The sequence below is a fragment of the Virgibacillus alimentarius genome, from assembly GCF_017874635.1.
Classification (GTDB): domain Bacteria; phylum Bacillota; class Bacilli; order Bacillales; family Amphibacillaceae; genus Virgibacillus_B; species Virgibacillus_B alimentarius.
Genome location: NZ_JAGIKX010000028.1, coordinates 1 through 20,773, shown reverse-complemented (window position 1 = coordinate 20,773; position 20,773 = coordinate 1). Strand labels below are relative to the sequence as shown.

Annotated in this window: 18 protein-coding genes; 14 read left to right on the top strand and 4 right to left on the bottom strand. The window is 36.3% G+C overall.

Translation table 11 applies throughout. The features are described from left to right. Window positions 1-122: 122 nt before the first annotated feature. From ribD to J2Z81_RS12355, 8 genes are all read left to right on the top strand, one after another. Entirely contained in the window at window positions 123-1,238 is a 1,116-nt protein-coding gene (gene ribD, locus J2Z81_RS12390) for a bifunctional diaminohydroxyphosphoribosylaminopyrimidine deaminase/5-amino-6-(5-phosphoribosylamino)uracil reductase RibD (protein ID WP_226371465.1), read from the top strand. Continuing rightward, window positions 1,219-1,860 carry a riboflavin synthase gene (gene ribE, locus J2Z81_RS12385; protein WP_226371464.1) on the top strand — a complete coding sequence of 214 codons (642 nt, stop codon included), beginning with the start codon at window positions 1,219-1,221 and terminating at the stop codon, window positions 1,858-1,860. Before ribD ends, ribE begins: the two co-directional genes overlap by 20 nt. 14 nt (window positions 1,861-1,874) lie before the next feature. Further along, on the top strand, window positions 1,875-3,068 hold the full coding sequence (locus J2Z81_RS12380) for a bifunctional 3,4-dihydroxy-2-butanone-4-phosphate synthase/GTP cyclohydrolase II (RefSeq protein ID WP_029268039.1): 1,194 nt from the start codon (window positions 1,875-1,877) through the stop codon (window positions 3,066-3,068). A 19-nt stretch (window positions 3,069-3,087) separates the two neighbouring features. Then, entirely contained in the window at window positions 3,088-3,555 is a 468-nt protein-coding gene (gene ribH / locus J2Z81_RS12375; RefSeq protein WP_029268037.1) for a 6,7-dimethyl-8-ribityllumazine synthase, read from the top strand. Window positions 3,556-3,670: 115 nt separating this feature from the next. Beyond that, complete coding sequence (locus tag J2Z81_RS12370) at window positions 3,671-3,850, top strand: hypothetical protein (RefSeq protein WP_038221023.1); 180 nt, start codon at window positions 3,671-3,673, stop codon at window positions 3,848-3,850. Window positions 3,851-3,978: 128 nt separating this feature from the next. Then, window positions 3,979-5,862 carry an ABC-F family ATP-binding cassette domain-containing protein gene (locus J2Z81_RS12365; RefSeq protein WP_029268035.1) on the top strand — a complete coding sequence of 628 codons (1,884 nt, stop codon included), beginning with the start codon at window positions 3,979-3,981 and terminating at the stop codon, window positions 5,860-5,862. A 40-nt stretch (window positions 5,863-5,902) separates the two neighbouring features. Further along, window positions 5,903-6,955: a C45 family autoproteolytic acyltransferase/hydolase gene (locus J2Z81_RS12360; protein ID WP_029268033.1), complete on the top strand. Its 1,053-nt coding sequence runs from the start codon at window positions 5,903-5,905 to the stop codon at window positions 6,953-6,955. A 250-nt stretch (window positions 6,956-7,205) separates the two neighbouring features. After that, window positions 7,206-7,877: a hypothetical protein gene (locus tag J2Z81_RS12355; RefSeq protein WP_029268031.1), complete on the top strand. Its 672-nt coding sequence runs from the start codon at window positions 7,206-7,208 to the stop codon at window positions 7,875-7,877. A gap of 267 nt (window positions 7,878-8,144) precedes the next feature. Here the strand turns inward: J2Z81_RS12355 and J2Z81_RS12350 are convergent, their stop codons facing one another. Further along, a complete protein-coding gene (locus J2Z81_RS12350; RefSeq protein WP_029268028.1) occupies window positions 8,145-9,482 on the bottom strand; it encodes a sodium-dependent transporter in 1,338 nt (445 codons plus the stop codon). A 558-nt stretch (window positions 9,483-10,040) separates the two neighbouring features. On the opposite strand from J2Z81_RS12350, the gene J2Z81_RS12345 reads away from it, so the two are divergent. Continuing rightward, window positions 10,041-11,219, top strand: a complete 1,179-nt coding sequence (locus J2Z81_RS12345; protein ID WP_029268025.1) for a saccharopine dehydrogenase family protein — start codon at window positions 10,041-10,043, stop codon at window positions 11,217-11,219. A 140-nt stretch (window positions 11,220-11,359) separates the two neighbouring features. Here J2Z81_RS12345 and mreBH read toward each other — a convergent pair whose 3' ends face one another. After that, window positions 11,360-12,367: a rod-share determining protein MreBH gene (mreBH, locus tag J2Z81_RS12340; RefSeq protein WP_029268023.1), complete on the bottom strand. Its 1,008-nt coding sequence runs from the start codon at window positions 12,365-12,367 to the stop codon at window positions 11,360-11,362. A gap of 503 nt (window positions 12,368-12,870) precedes the next feature. On the opposite strand from mreBH, the gene J2Z81_RS12335 reads away from it, so the two are divergent. From J2Z81_RS12335 to J2Z81_RS12325, 3 genes are all read left to right on the top strand, one after another. Further along, a complete protein-coding gene (locus J2Z81_RS12335) occupies window positions 12,871-13,674 on the top strand; it encodes a CAP domain-containing protein (RefSeq protein WP_226371463.1) in 804 nt (267 codons plus the stop codon). Between the two features lie 203 nt (window positions 13,675-13,877). After that, entirely contained in the window at window positions 13,878-14,873 is a 996-nt protein-coding gene (locus J2Z81_RS12330) for a glutaminase (protein WP_029268019.1), read from the top strand. Window positions 14,874-14,901: 28 nt separating this feature from the next. Continuing rightward, the gene (locus J2Z81_RS12325) at window positions 14,902-15,567 is read left to right on the top strand and encodes an SOS response-associated peptidase (protein WP_226371462.1); all 666 of its coding nucleotides are present in this window, start codon (window positions 14,902-14,904) and stop codon (window positions 15,565-15,567) included. Window positions 15,568-15,680: 113 nt separating this feature from the next. Here J2Z81_RS12325 and J2Z81_RS12320 read toward each other — a convergent pair whose 3' ends face one another. Beyond that, window positions 15,681-17,030 (bottom strand): alanine/glycine:cation symporter family protein, encoded by a 1,350-nt coding sequence (locus tag J2Z81_RS12320; RefSeq protein ID WP_029268014.1) that lies wholly within the window; start codon window positions 17,028-17,030, stop codon window positions 15,681-15,683. Window positions 17,031-17,344: 314 nt separating this feature from the next. Between J2Z81_RS12320 and J2Z81_RS12315 the strand changes: the two genes are divergently transcribed. Both J2Z81_RS12315 and J2Z81_RS12310 read left to right on the top strand, forming a co-directional pair. After that, on the top strand, window positions 17,345-17,632 hold the full coding sequence (locus J2Z81_RS12315) for a hypothetical protein (protein ID WP_029268012.1): 288 nt from the start codon (window positions 17,345-17,347) through the stop codon (window positions 17,630-17,632). Between the two features lie 24 nt (window positions 17,633-17,656). Beyond that, window positions 17,657-18,484, top strand: a complete 828-nt coding sequence (locus J2Z81_RS12310) for a YihY/virulence factor BrkB family protein (protein WP_029268010.1) — start codon at window positions 17,657-17,659, stop codon at window positions 18,482-18,484. 17 nt (window positions 18,485-18,501) lie between these two features. On the opposite strand, the gene J2Z81_RS12305 is transcribed toward J2Z81_RS12310, so the two are convergent. Continuing rightward, window positions 18,502-20,433, bottom strand: coding sequence for a heavy metal translocating P-type ATPase (locus J2Z81_RS12305; RefSeq protein WP_226371461.1), 1,932 nt, complete (start codon window positions 20,431-20,433; stop codon window positions 18,502-18,504). Window positions 20,434-20,773 lie beyond the last annotated feature (340 nt).

The window sequence follows — 20,773 nt, the reverse complement described above, 5'->3', positions numbered from 1 at the left end:
AATAGATGGGCTATTTTGTTCAAGTATGTTTATTTACCTATAGCTAGCTTGCTAAAATTCTGCCCTTATACCTCTGAAGTGAATTCAGAGGTTTTTAAATGCGTTAAAAAGGGGGAGATTTATTGAATGATAAAAAGTATATGGAATTTGCTTTGACGATTGCGAGACAAGTATCTGGTCAGACGAGCCCCAACCCTTTGGTCGGAGCTGTGATTGTAAAAGATGGAGAAATAGTTGGATTTGGTGCTCACCTAAAAGCTTCAGAAGCACATGCAGAGGTAAATGCACTAAATATGGCAGGTGATAAAGCGAATGGTGCAACAATTTATGTCACGCTTGAACCTTGCAGCCATTACGGGAAAACAGCTCCATGTGCTGATCTATTAATTAATAGTGGAATTAAACGCGCGGTTATTGCATGCGTTGATCCAAATGAGAAAGTTTCCGGAAGTGGTATTGAAAAATTGCGTCAAGCAGGAATTCAAGTAGAAGTCGGTGTTTTAGAAAAAGAAGCAAAAAACCTCAATAAAGCATTTTTTCATTATATAAAAATGAAAACACCATATATCACAATTAAATCAGCGGTAAGTTTAGATGGAAAGACAGCTACATCCACAGGTGAAAGTAAATGGATAACTTGTGAAGAAGCACGTCTCGATGTACATCGTTATCGACATGAACATGATGCAATCCTTGTTGGTGTAAATACAGTTATAAAAGATAATCCAAGTTTGACAACACGATTGCCACAAGGGGGAATAAACCCGGTTCGTATTATTTTGGATACGATGCTGCGGACACCGGTTGGGGCAAAAGTAATTACAGATCAGGAAGCGGAAACATGGATTATTGTTGGGGAAAATGTGAATGAGCAAAAGAAACAAATCTTCAGCAGTAAACCATATGTTAAAGTCATCCAGCTTCAGCAGGAGCAAATAAACATAGATGATGTACTGCGCATATTAGGAAGTAAAGGTGTCATGTCCTTATGGGTGGAAGGCGGAGCCGAAGTAAATGCTTCATTCCTTGAAAGCAGACACATCAACCAAATAATAACGTATATAGCACCAACATTAATAGGTGGAAAAGAAGCTCCTACATCATTTTCTGGAAACGGATTTCAATCAATGGAGGAACGGCTGTTATTAGAAATAAAAAATGTTGAAAAGATCGGTACGGATATAAAAATTATATCTGGTTTACGAGAGGAGGAATCAGGTGTTTACGGGGATTGTTGAAGAAATGGGAACGATTAAGAAGATAAATAAAATATCGGAACAATCTATTAAATTGACGATAGAAGCCGCAGATATTTTAGTAGATATGAAGCTTGGTGACAGCATAGCAGTAAATGGAATATGTTTGACGGTTACAAATTTTAATCAAGATGCTTTTCAAGTTGATGTTATGCCAGAAACGATAAAGTCTACTTCTTTAAATACATTAACAATGGGATCAAAAGTAAATCTAGAGCGTTCGATGTCTGCTAATGGAAGATTCGGCGGTCACTTTGTTTCTGGACATGTAGATGGGATTGGGAAAATTATTACGAAGCAAAAACAGGGAAATGCCATTTATTATACGATTGAAATCAATGATGAATTTTCCAAATTTCTACTAAAGAAAGGTTCCATTGCTGTAGATGGTGTTAGTTTAACTGTTTTCGAGCATAGCGCAAACACATTTACCATATCTCTTATTCCTCATACAACTTCTCAAACCGTGCTTGGATTGAAGGGACAAGGTGATATCGTTAATATCGAATGCGATATGCTTGCCAAATACGTAAACCAAATTGTAGGTGGTCCAGGGAAACAAAAAATAGACGAAGGATTTTTACAAACAAATGGATTTATGTAAAGGATGTGAACAATATGTTCAATACGATAGATGAAGCAATTTTTGATTTGAAGATGGGGAAGCCAATAATTGTTGTCGATGATGAGCAAAGAGAAAATGAAGGCGATTTGGTTGCATTATCTGAAAAAGTTACACCAGAACTGATTAATTTTATGATTACACATGCCAAGGGCCTAGTATGTACAACAGTTAAAGCGGATGTAGCTGAGAGACTCGGTCTTTCATTAATGACCAGTCAAAATACGGATCCCCATGGTACGGCTTTTACTGTAAGCGTTGACCATCAAGATACTTCTACTGGAATTAGTGCAGAGGATCGTTCATGCACCATTCAAGCTCTGGCAAGTAAAGAGACAGCAGCAACAGATTTTAAACAACCAGGTCATATTTTTCCATTAATCGCTAGGGATGGGGGTGTTTTAGAGCGGGCAGGTCATACAGAAGCTTCTGTCGATTTAGCGGTTTTGTGCGACGCCGCTCCTTCTTGTGCAATCTGTGAAATTATAAGAGAAGATGGAACAATGGCGCGTGTTCCTGATTTACAAAAGATGGCGCAAACCTTCGACTTAAAGCTTATAACAATCGAATCTTTAATTGCCTATCGAAAAAAGCATGAAATCCATGTGAAAAGAGAAGTGAAAACTTCCTTACCGACAGATTATGGTGTTTTTGATGTGATTGGATATTCGAATGATGTGGATCAGAAGGACCATCTTGCTTTTGTAAAAGGTGATTTAGCCGCAGATGATCCTGCACTCGTTCGAATTCACTCTGAATGTTTAACAGGAGATATATTTGGTTCTCATCGCTGTGACTGCGGTCCTCAATTAGATGAAGCGTTGAAAAAAATCGCTGCGGCTGAAAACGGTGTTTTAATCTATATGCGACAAGAAGGCAGGGGCATTGGATTAATTAATAAATTAAAGGCCTACCAGCTTCAAGACGCCGGATTTGATACTGTAGAGGCAAATGAAGAGTTAGGTTTTGCACCGGATTTACGGGAATATGGACTAAGTGCTCAGATTTTACAGGACTTAGGTATCAAAAAAGTAAACCTATTAACAAATAATCCAGATAAAATAGCCGCATTAGAGTCATTTGGCATCGAAATACAAGCACGTATACCGATACAGACAATTTCGCGTAAAGAAAGCGAATACTATATGAAAACAAAACAAGATAAATTAGGACATTTACTGGAAATATAATAAGAGGAGTGGAATAAAATTGGGTAAAGTATATGAAGGCAATCTAGTTGGTACTGATTTAAAAATAGCAATTGTAGTAGGACGATTTAATGAGTTTATTACGAGCAAATTATTAGATGGAGCGATGGATGCATTAAAGAGACATGGTGTAGATGAACAAAATGTTGACATTGCTTGGGTTCCGGGTGCATTTGAAATTCCTTTAGCTGCTCAAAATTTGGCAGAAAAAGATTATGATGCTGTCATTGCACTAGGAACAGTTATTCGCGGTTCTACATCCCATTATGATTATGTTTGCAACGAAGCAGCAAAAGGAGTTTCCAGTGCAACGCTGAAGACGGATAAACCAGTTATTTTTGGTGTATTAACAACGGATACGATTGAGCAGGCAATAGAACGAGCAGGAACGAAAGCAGGTAATAAAGGTGGAGAAGCGGCAGTATCCGCTATTGAAATGGCTAATCTAATGAAAAATATCAATCAATAAAAAGAGCCGAGTAGGAGCCGATTTAAGGTTACTTACTCGGTTTTAAATAAATTCATGGAAAATTAAAGGGCAGTAAGCTAAACTATTACTAGATTATCACTTATACTTGGAGGGGATGGAAATAAAATTTTTAGGATATCAAATACTCGCAATTGGAATTATTTGGACAGGAATGGCCTTTTTCTTTTCAAAAATGACCGAGCCGAGTAAGGTCATTTTTTATGTAGTTACATCTTGGCTATTGTTTTTGATTGTATTATTTGTGAAAAAGTTTTTTAAAGATCGAAAAAGATAACAACATATGATTTAACGTCGCGGATAACAATAAAAGCTTGTTTGCGCGACTCCCTCCTGAGAACAGGTCAACTTTTATTTCCCTATCCATGAATATAATAAACTGAGTAATAGCGAGGACGATAAAGGATGCTTACAATAGAAAACTTGCATAAATCTTATGGTGAAAAAGTATTGTTTAATGATATAACATGTACAATAACTGATCAGGATCGTATTGGGTTAATAGGAGTTAATGGGACCGGTAAATCGACATTTTTGAAAGTAATTGCAAATATAGATTCACCTGAAAAAGGGACGATGAAACATCCAAATAACTATCACATTGAATATTTAGCCCAGGAACCAGAACTCGATCCAAACTTAACGGTTATTGAGCAAATTTATTATGGGGAAGCTGCCATTATGCAGGTGATGCGAGACTATGAAAAAGCACTTCAAGCGCTTGCATCTAATTCAACGAATGAAGAAGCTCAGAATAATGTTTTAAAAATGCAGCAAAAAATGGATGAATACGAAGCATGGGAAGCAAACACAACTGCAAAAACGATTCTTACCAAATTGGGAATCACAGATTTTAATAAAGAGGTTACTGAACTTTCTGGTGGACAGAAAAAGCGTGTTGCGATTGCAAAATCTCTCATTCAGCCAGCTGATTTATTGATTTTGGATGAACCGACCAACCATTTAGATAATGAAACAGTTGAATGGCTGGAAAAATATTTAGCTTCTTATAACGGAGCGTTACTACTTGTTACGCATGACAGATACTTTTTAAATCGTGTGACCAATCAAATTTATGAATTAGATAAAGGAAACCTTTATATATATGAAGGAAATTATGAAGTTTTTCTAGAAAAGAAAGCAGAACGGGAAGAGCTGGAAGTCAGTTACCAGCAAAAACACCAAAACACATTAAGGAAAGAATTGGCTTGGCTGAAACGGGGAGCTAGAGCTAGATCAACAAAACAAAAAGCCCGTGTTGAACGTATACACGAAATGCAGCAGCAAACATTTGATACAAACAACCAAAATATTAATTTTCAAGTTGGTACAAAAAGATTAGGAAAGCAAGTTATTGAACTTCAAGGAATTACGAAATCTTATCAGGGAAAAACCTTATTGAAAGATTTTGATCATTTAATTACCCCTGGCAGTCGATTGGGGATTATTGGACCAAATGGTACTGGAAAAACAACATTGTTAAATATGATGGCAAAACGAGCTGCTCCCGATGAAGGGAATGTCCATATTGGAGAAACAGTAAAAATTGGCTACTATACCCAAGGTGACGAAGAACTTGATGGGGAAAAGCGGATTATTGAATACATTAAAGAAGTGGCTGAAGTTATCTATACAAAAGATGGGCAGCCTATCACTGCAGAGCAAATGCTTGAGCATTTTTTATTTTCCCGCCCGGAGCAATGGACGTATATAAGAAGACTTTCCGGTGGGGAAAAAAGGCGATTATATTTATTAAAAATATTAATGACTGAGCCGAATGTTCTGTTTTTGGATGAACCGACAAATGACCTAGATACGCAAACCTTAAGTGTACTAGAGGATTACTTGAATCAGTATCCGGGGGTTGTTATTACCGTATCCCATGACCGGTATTTCCTAGACCGGGTTGTAGATCAACTGCTTGTATTTTCTGGTACAGGGGAAGTTAATAAGTTTTATGGGAATTATAGTGATTACCTGGAACAAAACCAATCTAAAATAAAACATAAAGAATCAGACTCAAAGCCAAAAAAAGAAACGCGCAGTTCAACGAAGCAAAAACGGAAACTTTCCTATAAAGAACAGAAAGAATGGGAAAGTATAGAAGATGAAATTATAGGGTTAGAAGAGAAAGTTAATGACATTCAACAAGAAGTTGCAGAGGCAGGCAGTGATTTAGAGAAAGTACAAGAGTTGTATAAAGAACAACAAGAGATCGAAGCTGTATTAGAAGATAAAGTGGAACGATGGGAAGAATTATCCTTGTTAGTGGAAGAGTTAGAGAGATAGTTAAATAATAAGTGTAGTCATTTTTGGCTGGGAGGATGTTATGAAACAAATCTATAGTGACATTATACAGTTTCGTGGAAATCATTATGATTTTGGATTTAAGCAAGGGCAATTGCTAAAGGACTCACTAACAGTGGAAAACAGGGAAAAGCAATGGAAAATTAGAAAACCACGCTTTGCGATTGATGTAAATGAGGCAAAAGCAGCTATACGCTCATTTGCACCTGGCATTTGGGATGAATTGCTCGGTCTTCAGGATGCGTTGGAATGGTCGATGGCAAAAATTTTACAGGATTTTGGCGGGTATCGGTTGGAATACAATCGCAGTGGCTGTTCGATTTTAACTGGGCCAGATTATATGATTCGCAACTATGACTATCATCCAAAAACATATGAGGGTCGTTATACTTTTTTTCAACCTTCTGATCAAGGCTATGCAATTATTGGACCATCCCAGAGAATAACGGGCCGTATGGATGGAATGAATGAAAAAGGCCTTGCTTTAGGGTACAATTTTATGCACCGAAAAAAACCAGGAGATGGGTTTATATGCAACATGATTGGAAGAATGGTTTTAGAAAGCTGTGCAAATGTGGACGAAGCAGTATCCATGCTTAAAGAAATCCCACACCGCCATTCATTTAGTTATATCGTATTTGACGATAAGGAAGAGACATTTGTAGTGGAGGCTACACCAAGAGGCGTCGAAGTTCGCAAATCAAATGTATGTACCAATCATTTTGAACTTTTGAAGCACGAAAATCGATTTCATTTGGATGATTCCTATCAACGCATGGAAGCTATCCGAGCACAACAAAATCAAGCTACAGATGCGATCCGTGCATTTCGACTATTGAATAGCACAGATAAAGGAGTTTTTTCAAAGCAGTATAAAAATTGGTCAGGGACCATTCATACTTCTGCCTATTTTCCAAAACAAAAAATCGCATGGATTGCATTAGGTGGGGATCGTGATCCGATGATCTTTGATTTTGCGAAGTGGTTAAAAGGGGAAAATGTGAAGACGACACGCATATATGGTGAAGTAGAAACTGATTTAGGATTTCCTCATATAGATAGAAACACAAGATAACTGCTCGTTTCTACAGTTTTTACTCCTATACTGCATTAGTTTGTATACTTTATGGCAAAAAAGAAAATAGTATAGATAAGCAAAAATAAGATGAAAAACAGACAATTATCCTTTAGAATAGCAATGTAGATCCTTGATAAGTGGAAAAATAATCCTCAATTCGATGTTTAGTTGCGTGATACATACGGGAAAAGGGAAATGCCACGCTAAAGCGAATCAAGGATCAATAATTTATATTGGAGGTAACATAATGAATCTTTTTCAAGTAAGAAAGGGACAATTTGTTTACTATAAAAACGAACTGCATAAAGTATATTCCGTGAAACCAATGTTTAAAAAATCTGTACACCTCTACCGATTAAAAGATATGCAGCAAATTTTAACGAGATCTGCTGATATAACTCTTCACAAACCGAAAGATAAGGACACATTCATATTTTATGGAAAAAGATATACGATTGATAAAGACAAGATACCGGAACAGGGCGATTATATATTAATTATAAAACCCGCCCCAGACTTTTTAGATCATTATGCACTTAATGAGATCGAAAAGGTAGATTATATTGAAGATGGAAATGTGGTAACCACAAGAGACAATGGAGTAAAACATCATGAATATGTAGTCATGGTCCCAGGACGAGCAGAAGACAGTAATGAAATAGCTTATTATGATGCTAGTATAGTTTCTGAAGCGCAGCGAGCACAAGATGAATCACCTGGTTTCCTTTCCGTCAGCGACAATGAATTAAAACCTGTAGTAGGAGATATATATATAGATAAGAAGAATGAAGTAAAAGCTATGATCGTTGCGATGACAGATAATGAAGTGATCTTTGGCCACGGTCTCCGCGTGCACGTTGCTGAATTATTAGATGAAAATAACTTTAAATTAATTTACCGAATTGAAGAGGATTTATAAAAACTAAAGAGAAAAATAGGAGGTTATTAGGTGAATGAAATATCCTCCTATTATTTTTTATTTGGAGTCTCTTTCTCAATGAGGGGGGTTAATCCCAGTGAATAGGCACATCCTTTAAAAAGATTGGGCAAGAGGATAAGTGTGATGCCCGTATTACAAGAGAATAACCAACGACGGATTAAAAGGATTTATGAGACCAGCCTGAAATACAAAAGGAAAAACTCCCCACTCGAACAATCCATAAGGATGTTATTGTGGGGAGTTCAGTTAAATGATTCCTATAGATGTTAAGAATACAACAATAATGGTAACTGGTACAATCGTTTTAATCAAGGTATACCAAGCTTTAAAGGTTCCTACAGATAGGTTACTGCTTAGTAAGAATTCCTCTTTTACTAAAGTGCGTTCCATTTTGTAACCGATAAACAATGAGATAAATAAACAACCAGCTGGTAACATAATATTACTTACCAGAAAGTCAGAAGCATCGAAAACAGTTAAGTTAAATATTTTGAAATTTTCCATCGTACTTGATGATAATGCGGATGGAATACCAGCAATAAAGACAATACATCCCGCTATCCAAGCTACTTTTCTGCGTGAACGTTGCTTTTTTGCAGTAAAAGCTGAAGTAATGATCTCTAGCATACTGAATGAAGATGTCAAAATTGCGAATAGAAAGAGTAATAAAAATAAGCTTAAAAATAATTCACCAAATGGCATTTGTGCAAATGCTTCCGGCAGGACAATAAATAACAATCCAGGACCTTCCGCTGGCTCTAGTCCAAATGAGAAAACAACCGGGAATATTGCTAGTCCAGCCAGAAGTGAAACGAAAATATTCATAAATGAAACAGAAAGGGCTGAACTTGTAAGACTCACATTCTTATTTAAATAAGAACTGTAGGTTACCATTACGGAAACACCAACAGCAAGTGAGAAAAAAGATTGTCCAAGTGCATATAAAACGTTTTCAGCTGTAATTTTTGAAAAATCAGGCTGAAGGAAAAATTTCAAGCCTTCCATGGCTCCCTCAAATGACACAGAGCGTATAACAAGTATAATAAAGAATACAAATAACAAAGGCATTAATAGTTTACTTGATTTTTCAATTCCATTCTTAATACCGAAAGAAACGACGATGATATTAATCAGTATGAATAGCGCCAGTCCAAGAATTGTAATTAATGGACTTCCGGTAATACTCCCAAATAACTGTTCATAATTGGTGCCTTTATCAATAATTAAACCCGGGATTGACATTAGGGAATATATAAGTACCCAGCCCCCAACAACACTATAAAAAGACATTAGGATAAATGATCCAGCAACGCCCCAATGTCCTATAAAAGACCAACCACTTTTTGGGGCCAGTGATTTATAGGCACTTACTGCTTCCTTTTGTGAACCCCTTCCAATAATAAATTCTGCAATTAAAATAGGAAGACCAATAATTATAGTGAATGCGATGAACAGTAGGAAGAAAGCACCGCCACCATTCATACCAGTTATGTACGGAAATTTCCAAATAGCTCCTAAACCAATTGCAGCACCAGCTGACGAAAGAATAAAACCAATCTTTGTTGCCCATTGATCTTTTTGCATGATACGCTTCCTTTCTTTAATTTTTAAGTGTACTAGACAAGAAGTAGAATTTCAATCTTTTTAAATTTCAGTATTCAGCCAACAGTTAATCGTTAACAGTTAACATTATTTTAGAAAACATTCCATAAAAATCAATAATTCAGAAATTTGAAGAAATATTATCTCTGGAATATACTTAAATTAGATTCTAGTATCACTTTTCTAGTTTTCTTAATATGCATATACTTGAAAGCGATTTCATTTACTAGAATAAATTTCGATTCTACTAGTGAGAATGGTGTACACTTTAATATGAATGCGCTTAACATCGCAGCATAAAAAATTATAACATGAAGTTTATATTTTTTCTACAAAAAGTTATAATTTGTTGAAATATTGAATAGATATGTAGCTAAAGGATATGAAAAATTGAATGAAAGTGAAGAATTAAAGACAGGTTGGCGTAGGTGTTTAGCAGAGGGAAGGATATCTATGTTGTTGTTAGTTGAAAATTGTAGCGTGCTCAAATTAATGTAGATTAAATTAGTTACACAATCCTTCTTGTCAGGAGCTGATCGGATGAAAATAGGTGTGTTGGGATCTGGACTAATGGGAAAAGAAGCAGTCAGAGATTTGGTAGCAAATAAGGAAGTTAAAGCTGTTGGTTTAGCAGATATTGATTATGATCGAGCGCAGCAAATATGTAATCAAATTTACGCTCATAAACTTACAGCTTATAAAGTAGATGCAAACGATAAAGAACAATTGGCAAATTTTATGTGCAAATTCGATGTAATCATCAATGCTTTATTTTATTCTTTTAATGAAATAGTAGCTAAAACAGCTATTCAAACCGGAGTAAATTCTATTGATTTAGGTGGACACATTGGTTCGATGACTGATAAAGTTTTAGCTTTAAAGGATGAAGCCAAAGCTGCCGATGTAACGATTATACCGGATTTAGGGGTAGCTCCGGGGATGATTAATATTTTATCCGGATATGGTGCAAGTAAGTTAGACAGTTTGAAGGATATTAAATTGTACGTTGGTGGTATTCCTGTATCCCCTGAGGAACCATTAGAATATAATCATGTATTTTCAATGGCTGGCCTGTTTGATCATTATACAGATCCATCAACGATCATTAGAAATGGAATTAAACAGGAAATTCCATCTTTAACTGAGGTAGAGCGAGTTCACTTTAAGAAATTTGGTCCATTAGAGGCCTTCCATACATCTGGTGGAACATCGACATTATCGCTTTCATTTCCTGATTTAAATACACTGGAATATAAAACCATTCGTTACCCTGGACACGCAGAAAAATTTAAGTTATTGGTAGATTTAAATCTGACAAGAACAGATTATACAGTAGGTATTGACGGTCAAAAAATCAATCCAAGAGAAGTGCTTTTAAAAGTACTAGATCCGATTGTTGAGCTTGGTGAAAAAGAAGATGCTGTATTATTGCGGGTGAAAACCGCTGGTGAGGTACGCAGGGAACCTATCGTTTATGTGTATGAAATGACAACATATAAAGATAGGAAAAATAATATAACAGCAATGGCAAGAGCTACAGCAAATACAGTCTCTGTTGTTGCTCAAATGATAGGAAACCATACGATTACGAAAAAAGGGGTTTATCCTCCAGAGCAGATTATACCAGGTGCTATCTACATCGATGAAATGGCGAAACGAGATGTCCATATTATGGAAACAAGAAGGGAAATGAAACTTCCGGGCAACAAGAAAATTTAACAAAAGAAAAAGCTGTCCTATCCATATGCTCCCCATTAAGTAGAAAGAAAAACAAAATCTATTTGCTTATTGGGGAGTAGTTTATTTATATGTTAAATAAAAAGGTGATGTACCATTCTCTGTACATCACCTTTTTATACTTATTTGGCTGCTTTTTCTAATTTTGTAATCATTTTTAAAGATCGTCCTGTTCCGATTGCTACTGATTCAAGTGGATTTGGTGCAATGTGTACTGGGACAGATATTTCTTCTGAAAGCCATTCTTGAATTTCATTTAGCATTGCCCCGCCACCAGTTATTACAATACCGTGATCAACGATGTCACCACTTAGTTCAGGTGGGCAATTTTCAAGTGTTGCTCGAATTGCTTCTAGTATTTGATCAAGTGATTCTTTAAAAGCTTCATGTACTTCTGAAGACGTGACGGTTATCGTTTTTGGCAAACCAGTAACCATATCTCGACCCCGTACTTCCATGGTAGCTTCTTGATGATTAGGATGCGCATATCCGATTTCCATTTTTATGTTTTCAGCTGTACGTTCACCGATCAATATATTATATTTTTTTCGAATAAACTGAATGATTTCCGAATCAAGTTTATCCCCGCCAACACGCACGGACTTACAGGAAACAACTCCACCGAACGAAATAATACCGATTTCTGAAGTTCCTCCTCCGATGTCGACAACAACACTCGCAACTGGCTCATCAACCGGTAAGTCTGAGCCAATCGCAGCCGCGATCGGTTCTTCTATAAGATGAACCTGTTTTGCACCATAACTGGAAACAGCATTGTGAATTGCTCTGCGCTCTACTGCTGTACTCCCAGAAGGGGTACATACAACAACAGTAGGTTTACGCATGGACAAGCCAATTTTTTTGCTTACCTTTTTCATGAATTCTTTCAGCATTTGTGCTGTTACATCGTAATCAGCAATGACTCCTTCTTTTAATGGACGGATAGGCACGATATTTCTTGGTGTTTTTCCGACCATTTCCTTTGCTTCAGCTCCAACAGCTACTACTTGCTTTGTATTAACATCAATCGCTACTACGGACGGTTCGTTTAGCACTATCCCTTTTGACTTGGAATAGATAAGAATATTAGCAGTACCTAAATCAATTCCAATTTCTTCAGTTGAAAACATATCATTTCCTCCAATAATGATGACATTGCGTTTATTTTATCCAGCCTTTAATAGAATAGACAGATTTGATCTATTAATTTCTGCTGATTTTACATTCTAATACTCATCTATATTCATTACTATATTTTATCATAGTTTTTGGGGGTATATAAACAATTAATACATATATTATTTTTATTTAATGGGTTCGATAGAAAAAGAACAATTCTTTAGAAAAAATCAAGTAACAACTGCGTTACAATTTATCCGCTGGTTGTAATATAAAAGAAGATTTTTTAATGTGTCAATAGCAATATTGTTGTATTTTTTGCCAACTAAAATAGTTTCTTCCATTAACTCTATTTTTAGGAGATCAAAAAATCCTATTTTAATAACGGTTTTATTATTTCAAAATTTGTGATTGATTCTATTAAGCTCGTATGGGAAAGCCTACCATTATTATTACAAAAAACTCGTGCTATGATAATTTTGCAAATCAAAACAAAAGGAGAGGAACAAAGACTATGTTTAAAAAAGCAAGTATAGTAACCGTATTATCATCAGCCTTTTTACTTGGCGGAACTTTAAATACTTCTGTAGAAGCATCTGCTAATACAGATAATACAGAGCAATCATATAACGATAAATATGCTATTAATATTAATGATAGAAATATAGATAAGAAATCATTTGATTGCTTGCAAAATTATGAATGGGTTTGGAACATTGAACAACATTCACAAAAAGGGCAAGATAAAGCAGATAAAGATAACGCTGAACAGGGAAAAGAGCAGCCTGAAAAGCAGGAAGACCCAGTACAACAAGACCAATCTGCACAAGAGGCTGAAAAACCAACACAGCAAGAACAGCCTTCACAAGAAGCTGGGGCACCAGCACAACAGCAAGAACAACAGGAAAATAAGCAAGAACAGACAAATCAAAATCAGCAATTAAATGAATTTGAACAAGAAGTCGTCGAATTAACAAACGATGAAAGAGTGAAGCAAGGACTAGATCCATTAAAAATAGATGAAGAGTTGAGTAAAGTAGCTCGTGAAAAATCACGTGATATGGCTGACAGCAATTATTTTTCACATGATAGTCCTAATTATGGATCACCATTTGATATGATGAAGAGCTTTGGCATTGATTATCGCACTGCTGGAGAAAACATTGCAAAAGGACAACGTACACCAGCTGAAGTAGTAAATGGATGGATGAATAGTGATGGTCACCGAGCTAACATTTTAAACGAAGATTTCACACATATCGGAGTAGGGTATGTCGAGCAGGGTAATCACTGGACACAACAGTTTATTGGAAAATAACTGTTGAAGGAAGCACTTTTCAAATAGTGCTTCTTTTTTTATATTTTGGAATTTCCTGTTAATGCATATTAGAAACATTTTCTGTTGCTACTTTTGAAAGTATCCTTTATATTTTGGATAAATATGAAGTTTTTTACGTGAGATGGGAAAATGCTTACTTAAATTTTTGTGTAGCATACTATGTTAGTAGCGAGGTGTTGTTAATGGTACAAGGTTCAGCTAACTGGAATACAGAGCTGACTAAAGAATGGTTGCAAAATTATGTTGATGATTGGATTTCCTTTTATCGGAAACATATAACAGATGGTGAAGTTGCGTCATATATTCCAATATTGCAAGAAGCCAATCCTAATCATTTGGGAATTACGATCATTGGGAAAAACGGGATGACAATCCGATCTGGGGATGTAGGGATACCCTTTACCATTCAAAGTATATCTAAAGTAATTAGCTTTATTGCAGCTTGCATAGAGCGCGGGGTGGCGTATATGCTTGATCGTGTTGATGTGGAGCCTACTGGTGAAGCATTTAATTCGATCATGCACTTAGAAATGAAACAGTTAAAAAAACCCTTTAACCCATTCATTAATGCAGGAGCAATTACAGTTTCTTCGACTTTAATTGGAAATACATCCGATGAAAAATTGGAATCAATATTTGTATTATTAGAGAAAATGCTCGGCTACCGTCCAGCAGTCAATGTCGATGTGTATGAATCTGAAAGAGATTCCTCCATGCGAAATAGAGCTATTGGCTACTACTTACTGGAAACCGGCTTTCTAGAATCTGATCTTAATATCACGTTAGAAACCTATTTTAAACAATGCTCCATTGAAATAACGACAGACGATTTAGCGCGAATAGGAATGATCTTATCAAATGATGGAGAAGATCCGGAAACACAAGAAGAAATTATACCGCGGCAAATTGCCCGGATAGCTAAAGCATTGATGTTGACATGCGGCATGTACGACGCCTCTGGAAAATTTGCAACTTATGTAGGAATTCCTGCTAAAAGTGGTGTATCTGGAGGTATTTTAGCATTATCACCACCCCGGGTCAGAGATGAGGAGCTACCGTTCACGGAAGGGTGTGGAATTGGTGTATATGGGCCGGCGTTAGATGATAAAGGTAATAGTATTGCCGGTATTCGGCTATTGCGTCATATCGCGACACAATGGGATTTAAGTGTGTTTTAACATATCTTCTACAGATAGGGGGATTTATATGTGCGGGAGGTATACATTGCTTGCAGAAGAAGCAGAAATTTTACAAAAATTTGGTATTGACCGTCCGATAGATGCTTATGAACCAAGTTATAATATTGCACCAGGGCAAAATGTATTAGTGGTCATACATGATGGAAGAGAAAAGCGTGCCGGTTATGTGCGATGGGGGCTTGTTCCATCTTGGGCCAAAGATGAAAAAATTGGTTATAAGATGATTAATGCCCGTAGCGAAACAGCACATGAGAAACCGAGTTTTAAAAATTTGATGGTTAGAAAGAGATGCTTAATTATTGCAGATAGCTTTTATGAGTGGCAGAAAACAGGACAAGAAAAACAGCCTAAACGGATTCAATTAGCGAATCACAGACTTTTTGCTTTTGCTGGATTGTGGGACAGGTGGCAGCGAGATGAAAAAGAGCTTTTCACCTGTACAATTTTAACAAAGGATTCAAATCATTTTATGAAAGAGATTCACCATAGAATGCCAATTATTTTACCAAAAGACAAAGAGGATGCATGGATCCATCCGCAAAACCGGCAGCCATTTGAAGCAAATCAATTTTTGCAGGCACTAGAAACGGATGAACTAACAGCTTACTCAGTCAGCAACTATGTTAACGCTGCAAAAAACAATAGCCAGGCATGTATTGAACCGCTTCTATAATTAATTTAAAAAGGAACGAAAAAAGACTGCTTGATAAGCTTCAGCATATGAGCGTATTAAGCAGTCTTTTTTGTAATCCCATACATTCAGTAGTTGCAAAATAATTTCTGATTTTATCCTTCTGCACGTTCCTCTTCCCGCTTGTTTAGGAGTCTTTTTGTTTCAAAAACGATTATTCCTGATAATCCGATAAGCCCTATTAAGTTTGGTATTGCCATAAGGCCGTTTAGTACATCCGCAAACACCCAGATCACTTCAAGTGATGCAGTTGCACCAACAAAAATAAATAAAACAAAAACGATACGGTAGGCTCTCACGGCCGCGGGATTTTTAAATAGGTATTGAAAGCATTTTTCCCCGTAATAGCCCCAGCCTAAGATGGTTGATGATGCAAAAAACAATAGGCCAATCGAGATAATAAGTGAGCCTGGATCACCAAGGAGCTCGCCAAAAGCAGATGCAGTAAGTGCACCGGCATCAATGGAGCTATCTTCCCACTTACCTGACATGACAATAGTTATTCCAGTAATAGAACAGATGAAAATTGTATCGAAAAGAACTTGTGTCATTGAAACCAGTGCCTGCCGACCAGGAATATCCGTTTTCGCTGCAGCTGCTGCTATTGGAGCAGAACCAAGTCCCGCTTCATTGGAGAATAAACCACGGGCGATACCAAACCGAATAGCAGCCCCAACTGCTCCTCCGGCAGCCGATTCACTAGAGAACGCAGCTTCAAAAATAATACCAAATGTTTCTGGAACAAGTTCTATATTCATAATTAAAACAATCAATCCTGCAATGATATAAAATACGGCCATGATTGGGACGAAAAATGCTGTAACTTTTCCGATTGATTTGATACCACCAAGAATTACTGCACCTGCAAAAATAACAAGTGCAATACCAGAAACCCAATACGGAACTGAGAAATTATCATACATTACATCGGCTACAGCTTTTGATTGTGTTCCATTTCCAATTCCGAATGCAGCAAGTGCACCAAATATCGCAAAAAGAACTCCAAGCCATTTTTGTTTTAAACCCCGTTCAAGATAATACATTGGTCCTCCAGCCATTTGACCATGTGAATCTTTTACACGATATTTAACAGCAAGAATTGCTTCACCGTATTTCGTTGCCATTCCAAAAAATCCGGCTAGCCACATCCAAAAAATAGCACCAGGTCCTCCAAGCGTGACGGCTGTTGCAACACCAACGATGTTACCGACTCCCACAGTACCAGCCATAGCTGTCATAAGAGCCTGAAAGTGGGAAATATCACCATCAGATTTCTTATCATGATTTCTGGAAAAAACAAGTTTTAATGAATAAGGTAATAATCTTAATTGAATTATTCCAAGTCTTGCAGTTAAAAAGATACCAGTCCCCACAAGCAGAATAAGCAAGGGCGGTCCCCAAATGAAATCGCTTACTTTTGATAAAAGGTCCAATAACGTATCCATATCAGTGCTCCCTTCTTAACATACATAATAAATTATAAGAAACCGCTTATATAGGTTCTCTCTATTTTTTAAAGACCCTCCTTTTGCTATTCAGTGTATTTATAGTATTTAGAATATTAGTTAGAATGTCAAGTGTTGATTGTTGTTACAAATAAGATAAAAGTGTAAAAATTTGTCGCTATATGCTAGAATTACTATGAGCTGAAATACTTTTTTAAAGAAGATTTTGGAATAAATGTAAGTATCTTTTATAAAGGAAAAGTTGTTTCGGCATAAAATTGGAGTGTACATCATATAAAAAAGGAGAGAGTAAAATGGGTAAGCGAAATTTATGTTTGGGAATGATAATAGGAGCTATTGTTGGTGGGATAGCTACTTTAATTAATAAAGATACACGGGCTTACACGAAAGATAAAATAGCTTCATACAAATCGAAAACAACTTATTTTGTTAAAAATCCTTCAGAAGGTGTCCGTAAAACAAAAGTAGCTTTTAACCAATTAAATGACCGTATTAATTATAATGCGGAAAACATGGTAAATGCACTAGAACAAGTGGAAAACACATTGGACAAGCTATCTAGCAAGAAGGACCAAGAATAGATAATACAGAAGGGGGATTGTTATGTGAAGAGAGTAGCGGCTTTTGGCAAAACGTTTTTCGGACGTATAAATGATGCGGATGTGTTCGGTCTCTCAGCACAACTTGCATATTTCTTTTTGCTATCTTTATTTCCCTTCTTATTATTTTTAATAACGTTACTTGGATATTTGCCAATTGATGAACAGTCATTTATGGGCTTTATTGACACTTACGCTCCACCTGAAATTACGGAGTTGATAAATACAAATCTTAATCAATTAATTAATGCGCAAAACGGCGGATTATTATCGATTGGTATTATTGGCACATTATGGTCGGCTTCCAATGGTGTTAATGCGATAACGAAAGCGTTTAACCGGGCATATGAGGTTGAGGAAGATCGCTCGTTTATTGTTGCTCGATTAATCGCTATAGCCTTAACGATATCAATGGTAGTTGTTATTTGTGTAGCATTTTTGTTGCCAATTTTCGGGAGAACGATTGGCATTTATCTATTTTCTTTTTTCGGTTTATCGGATGACTTTATACATGTGTGGAATACATTGCGCTGGATCATTTCCTCCATTGTATTTTTTATCGTTTTACTGGCGTTATATAAGCTTGCTCCAAACAAGAAAATACGATTAAGGAATGCAATGTGGGGTGCTATATTTGCTACGATTGGATGGCAATTAGTTTCATTGGCCTTTTCCTATTATGTCAGTACAATCGGTAACTACTCAGCAACCTATGGCAGTCTAGGGGCAGTTATCATTCTTATGATTTGGTTTTACATTTCTGGAATCATTATAATAACTGGTGGAATTATTAACGCAATGATTCGAGAAGAGAAAATGAATGCAAAAAAATAGCTGACCCAAGCGGGCAGCTATTTTAGTAATCGAAGACCATTTAGTATAACCAGAATTGTACTGCCTTCATGACCAATAACACCTAATGGTAAATCAAGTATTTGAAAAAAGTTTGATAAAATAAGCAATCCGATTACAGCGAGTGAGAAAAATATATTTTGCTTTACAACTCTATTCATTCGATTAGACATGCTAATCGCATTTGTGATTTTAGACAGATCATTTTTCATTAAAACGACATCTGCTGTCTCAAGTGCTACGTCGGTGCCTTCTCCCATCGCAATACCTACATCTGCACTTGCTAATGCAGGTGCATCATTAATTCCATCTCCAACCATTGCAACATTCTCAAAACGTTCACCTAACTCTTTGACATAATTAACTTTTTCTTCTGGTAGACATTCTGCAATATATTGATCTATTCCTGTTTCGGATGCAATTGCTTTTGCTGTTACTTTGTTATCTCCAGTTAGCATAACGGTGTGAATGCCTTGTTTTTTTAACGCTTTAATTGATTTTATTGTGTCTTTCCGAAGTGTATCTTTTAAAGCAAAGAGGGCTACAATTTGGTCTTCAACCTTCACAAATACAACTGTTTTCCCTTCATTTGCCAAGGTAGAGGCAATTCCATCGTGGAAGGTTAATGCATCTTTTTCCCCTACAAAAGCTGCTCTGCCAATTTCCCACTTTTGATTATCTACATACGCTGAAACTCCATTGCCGCTAATCGTTTTCATTTCTTGAACATGAATCGAATTAATCTCTTGCTGTTTTAAGCTATATGTTGTTATTGCATGTGCAAGAGGGTGTGTCGATTCCTTTTCAATCGCTCCAGCAATTGCAATGATTCGTTCTTTATCCGTATCAGATTGAAAGTAGACATCAGTTACGACGGGCTTACCATTCGTTAATGTTCCGGTTTTATCAAAAGCTATTGCTTTAACATGACTGACGTTTTCAGCATGAACACCACCTTTGAACAAGACACCTTTTTTAGCACTATTCGATATAGCCGCTAAAGTGGCTGGCATAATTGATGCTACAAGTGCACATGGGGATGCAACAACAAGTAGAATCATAGCACGGTAAATACTTTCTGTTAATGACCAACCAAACAGTAAATAAGGTAAAAACATCATAACCGCAACAACAGCTAAGACAACCTTAACATACGTGCCCTCAAATTTTTCAATAAATAATTGGGACGGTGATTTTTCTTTTTGAGCAGAATGTACTAAATGAATTATTTTTTGAAATAGTGTTTCATGTGCAGGCTTTGTAATTTCAATGGAGATGGACCCGTCTAGGGCAACCGTACCTGCAAAAACATCTTGTTTATTTGCTTTATTAACAGGTACGGATTCTCCTGTAATAGCACTTTCGTCAATTGATGTTGCCCCCTTTGTGATGATCCCGTCTGCTGGAATACGCTCACTGGCACGTACGAAAATAGTATCTCCAACTTTTAGGTCTGAAACAGGAACAATTTTTTCAACTCCATTTTCTACTAAAACTGCTTCCTCCGGTTGTAAATTCATCAATGAAGAAATTTCTTTATTGCTTTTATTTAAGGTATATGTTTCTAAAGCCCCGGATAAAGCAAAAATAAAAATCAAAATAGCTCCTTCAGTCCAATAACCAATCGCCGCAGAGCCTATAGCAGCGAATATCATTAACATTTCCACATTTAATTCTTTATTTGCTATTGTTTCTTCTATACCTTCTTTTGCTTTAGCAAATCCACCTACTGTGAAGGCGATTATATGGAAAGTAATCCATAGCGTCGGCGACAAGGAACCTTTTAAAGCCCATGTTATTAGAATTAACAACCCACTAAAAAGTGCTGCGATTAACTCACTATGTTCTTTAAGGCGATTAAAAAAAGCAATATTGGATGAACCTTTATTTTTAATGTTAACTGAACGAACTTGCTCTATATTAGTTTCCATAGCTGTCCTCCATTATCTTTTATTTATAATAATTATAAATAAATATCTATTATTATATTATCATTATTATATTATATGTCAAGAAATATTTTACAAAACGGGCAACAAAAGCTGCTTGGGAATGATTTTCATTATCATTTATTTATAATTATTATAATTTAATACTTATTATTATATTATCAAGATAATCTGAGATGTCAAGAATAAACTCAAAAAAAGCGCATTGGATTGCAGTCCAATGCGTCTTTAGTTCGCCCAGCATGGGCGAACTCTAACGGGTGAAAGTCCCGAGTGCAACCATGTAGCGGTAAGCACATAGCCAAAAGCAAGGGTGTCCATA

Bases quoted from the DNA above. Each gene is read 5' to 3' on its own strand.
- J2Z81_RS12380 (WP_029268039.1), top strand. From the start codon at position 1,875: ATGTTCAATACGATAGATGAAGCAATTTTTGATTTGAAGATGGGGAAG.
- J2Z81_RS12370 (WP_038221023.1), top strand. From the start codon at position 3,671: ATGGAAATAAAATTTTTAGGATATCAAATACTCGCAATTGGAATTATT.
- J2Z81_RS12365 (WP_029268035.1), top strand. From the start codon at position 3,979: ATGCTTACAATAGAAAACTTGCATAAATCTTATGGTGAAAAAGTATTG.
- J2Z81_RS12360 (WP_029268033.1), top strand. From the start codon at position 5,903: ATGAAACAAATCTATAGTGACATTATACAGTTTCGTGGAAATCATTAT.
- J2Z81_RS12355 (WP_029268031.1), top strand. From the start codon at position 7,206: ATGAATCTTTTTCAAGTAAGAAAGGGACAATTTGTTTACTATAAAAAC.
- J2Z81_RS12350 (WP_029268028.1), bottom strand. From the start codon at position 9,482: ATGCAAAAAGATCAATGGGCAACAAAGATTGGTTTTATTCTTTCGTCA.
- J2Z81_RS12345 (WP_029268025.1), top strand. From the start codon at position 10,041: ATGAAAATAGGTGTGTTGGGATCTGGACTAATGGGAAAAGAAGCAGTC.
- mreBH (WP_029268023.1), bottom strand. From the start codon at position 12,367: ATGTTTTCAACTGAAGAAATTGGAATTGATTTAGGTACTGCTAATATT.
- J2Z81_RS12335 (WP_226371463.1), top strand. From the start codon at position 12,871: ATGTTTAAAAAAGCAAGTATAGTAACCGTATTATCATCAGCCTTTTTA.
- J2Z81_RS12330 (WP_029268019.1), top strand. From the start codon at position 13,878: ATGGTACAAGGTTCAGCTAACTGGAATACAGAGCTGACTAAAGAATGG.
- J2Z81_RS12325 (WP_226371462.1), top strand. From the start codon at position 14,902: ATGTGCGGGAGGTATACATTGCTTGCAGAAGAAGCAGAAATTTTACAA.
- J2Z81_RS12320 (WP_029268014.1), bottom strand. From the start codon at position 17,030: ATGGATACGTTATTGGACCTTTTATCAAAAGTAAGCGATTTCATTTGG.
- J2Z81_RS12315 (WP_029268012.1), top strand. From the start codon at position 17,345: ATGGGTAAGCGAAATTTATGTTTGGGAATGATAATAGGAGCTATTGTT.
- J2Z81_RS12305 (WP_226371461.1), bottom strand. From the start codon at position 20,433: ATGGAAACTAATATAGAGCAAGTTCGTTCAGTTAACATTAAAAATAAA.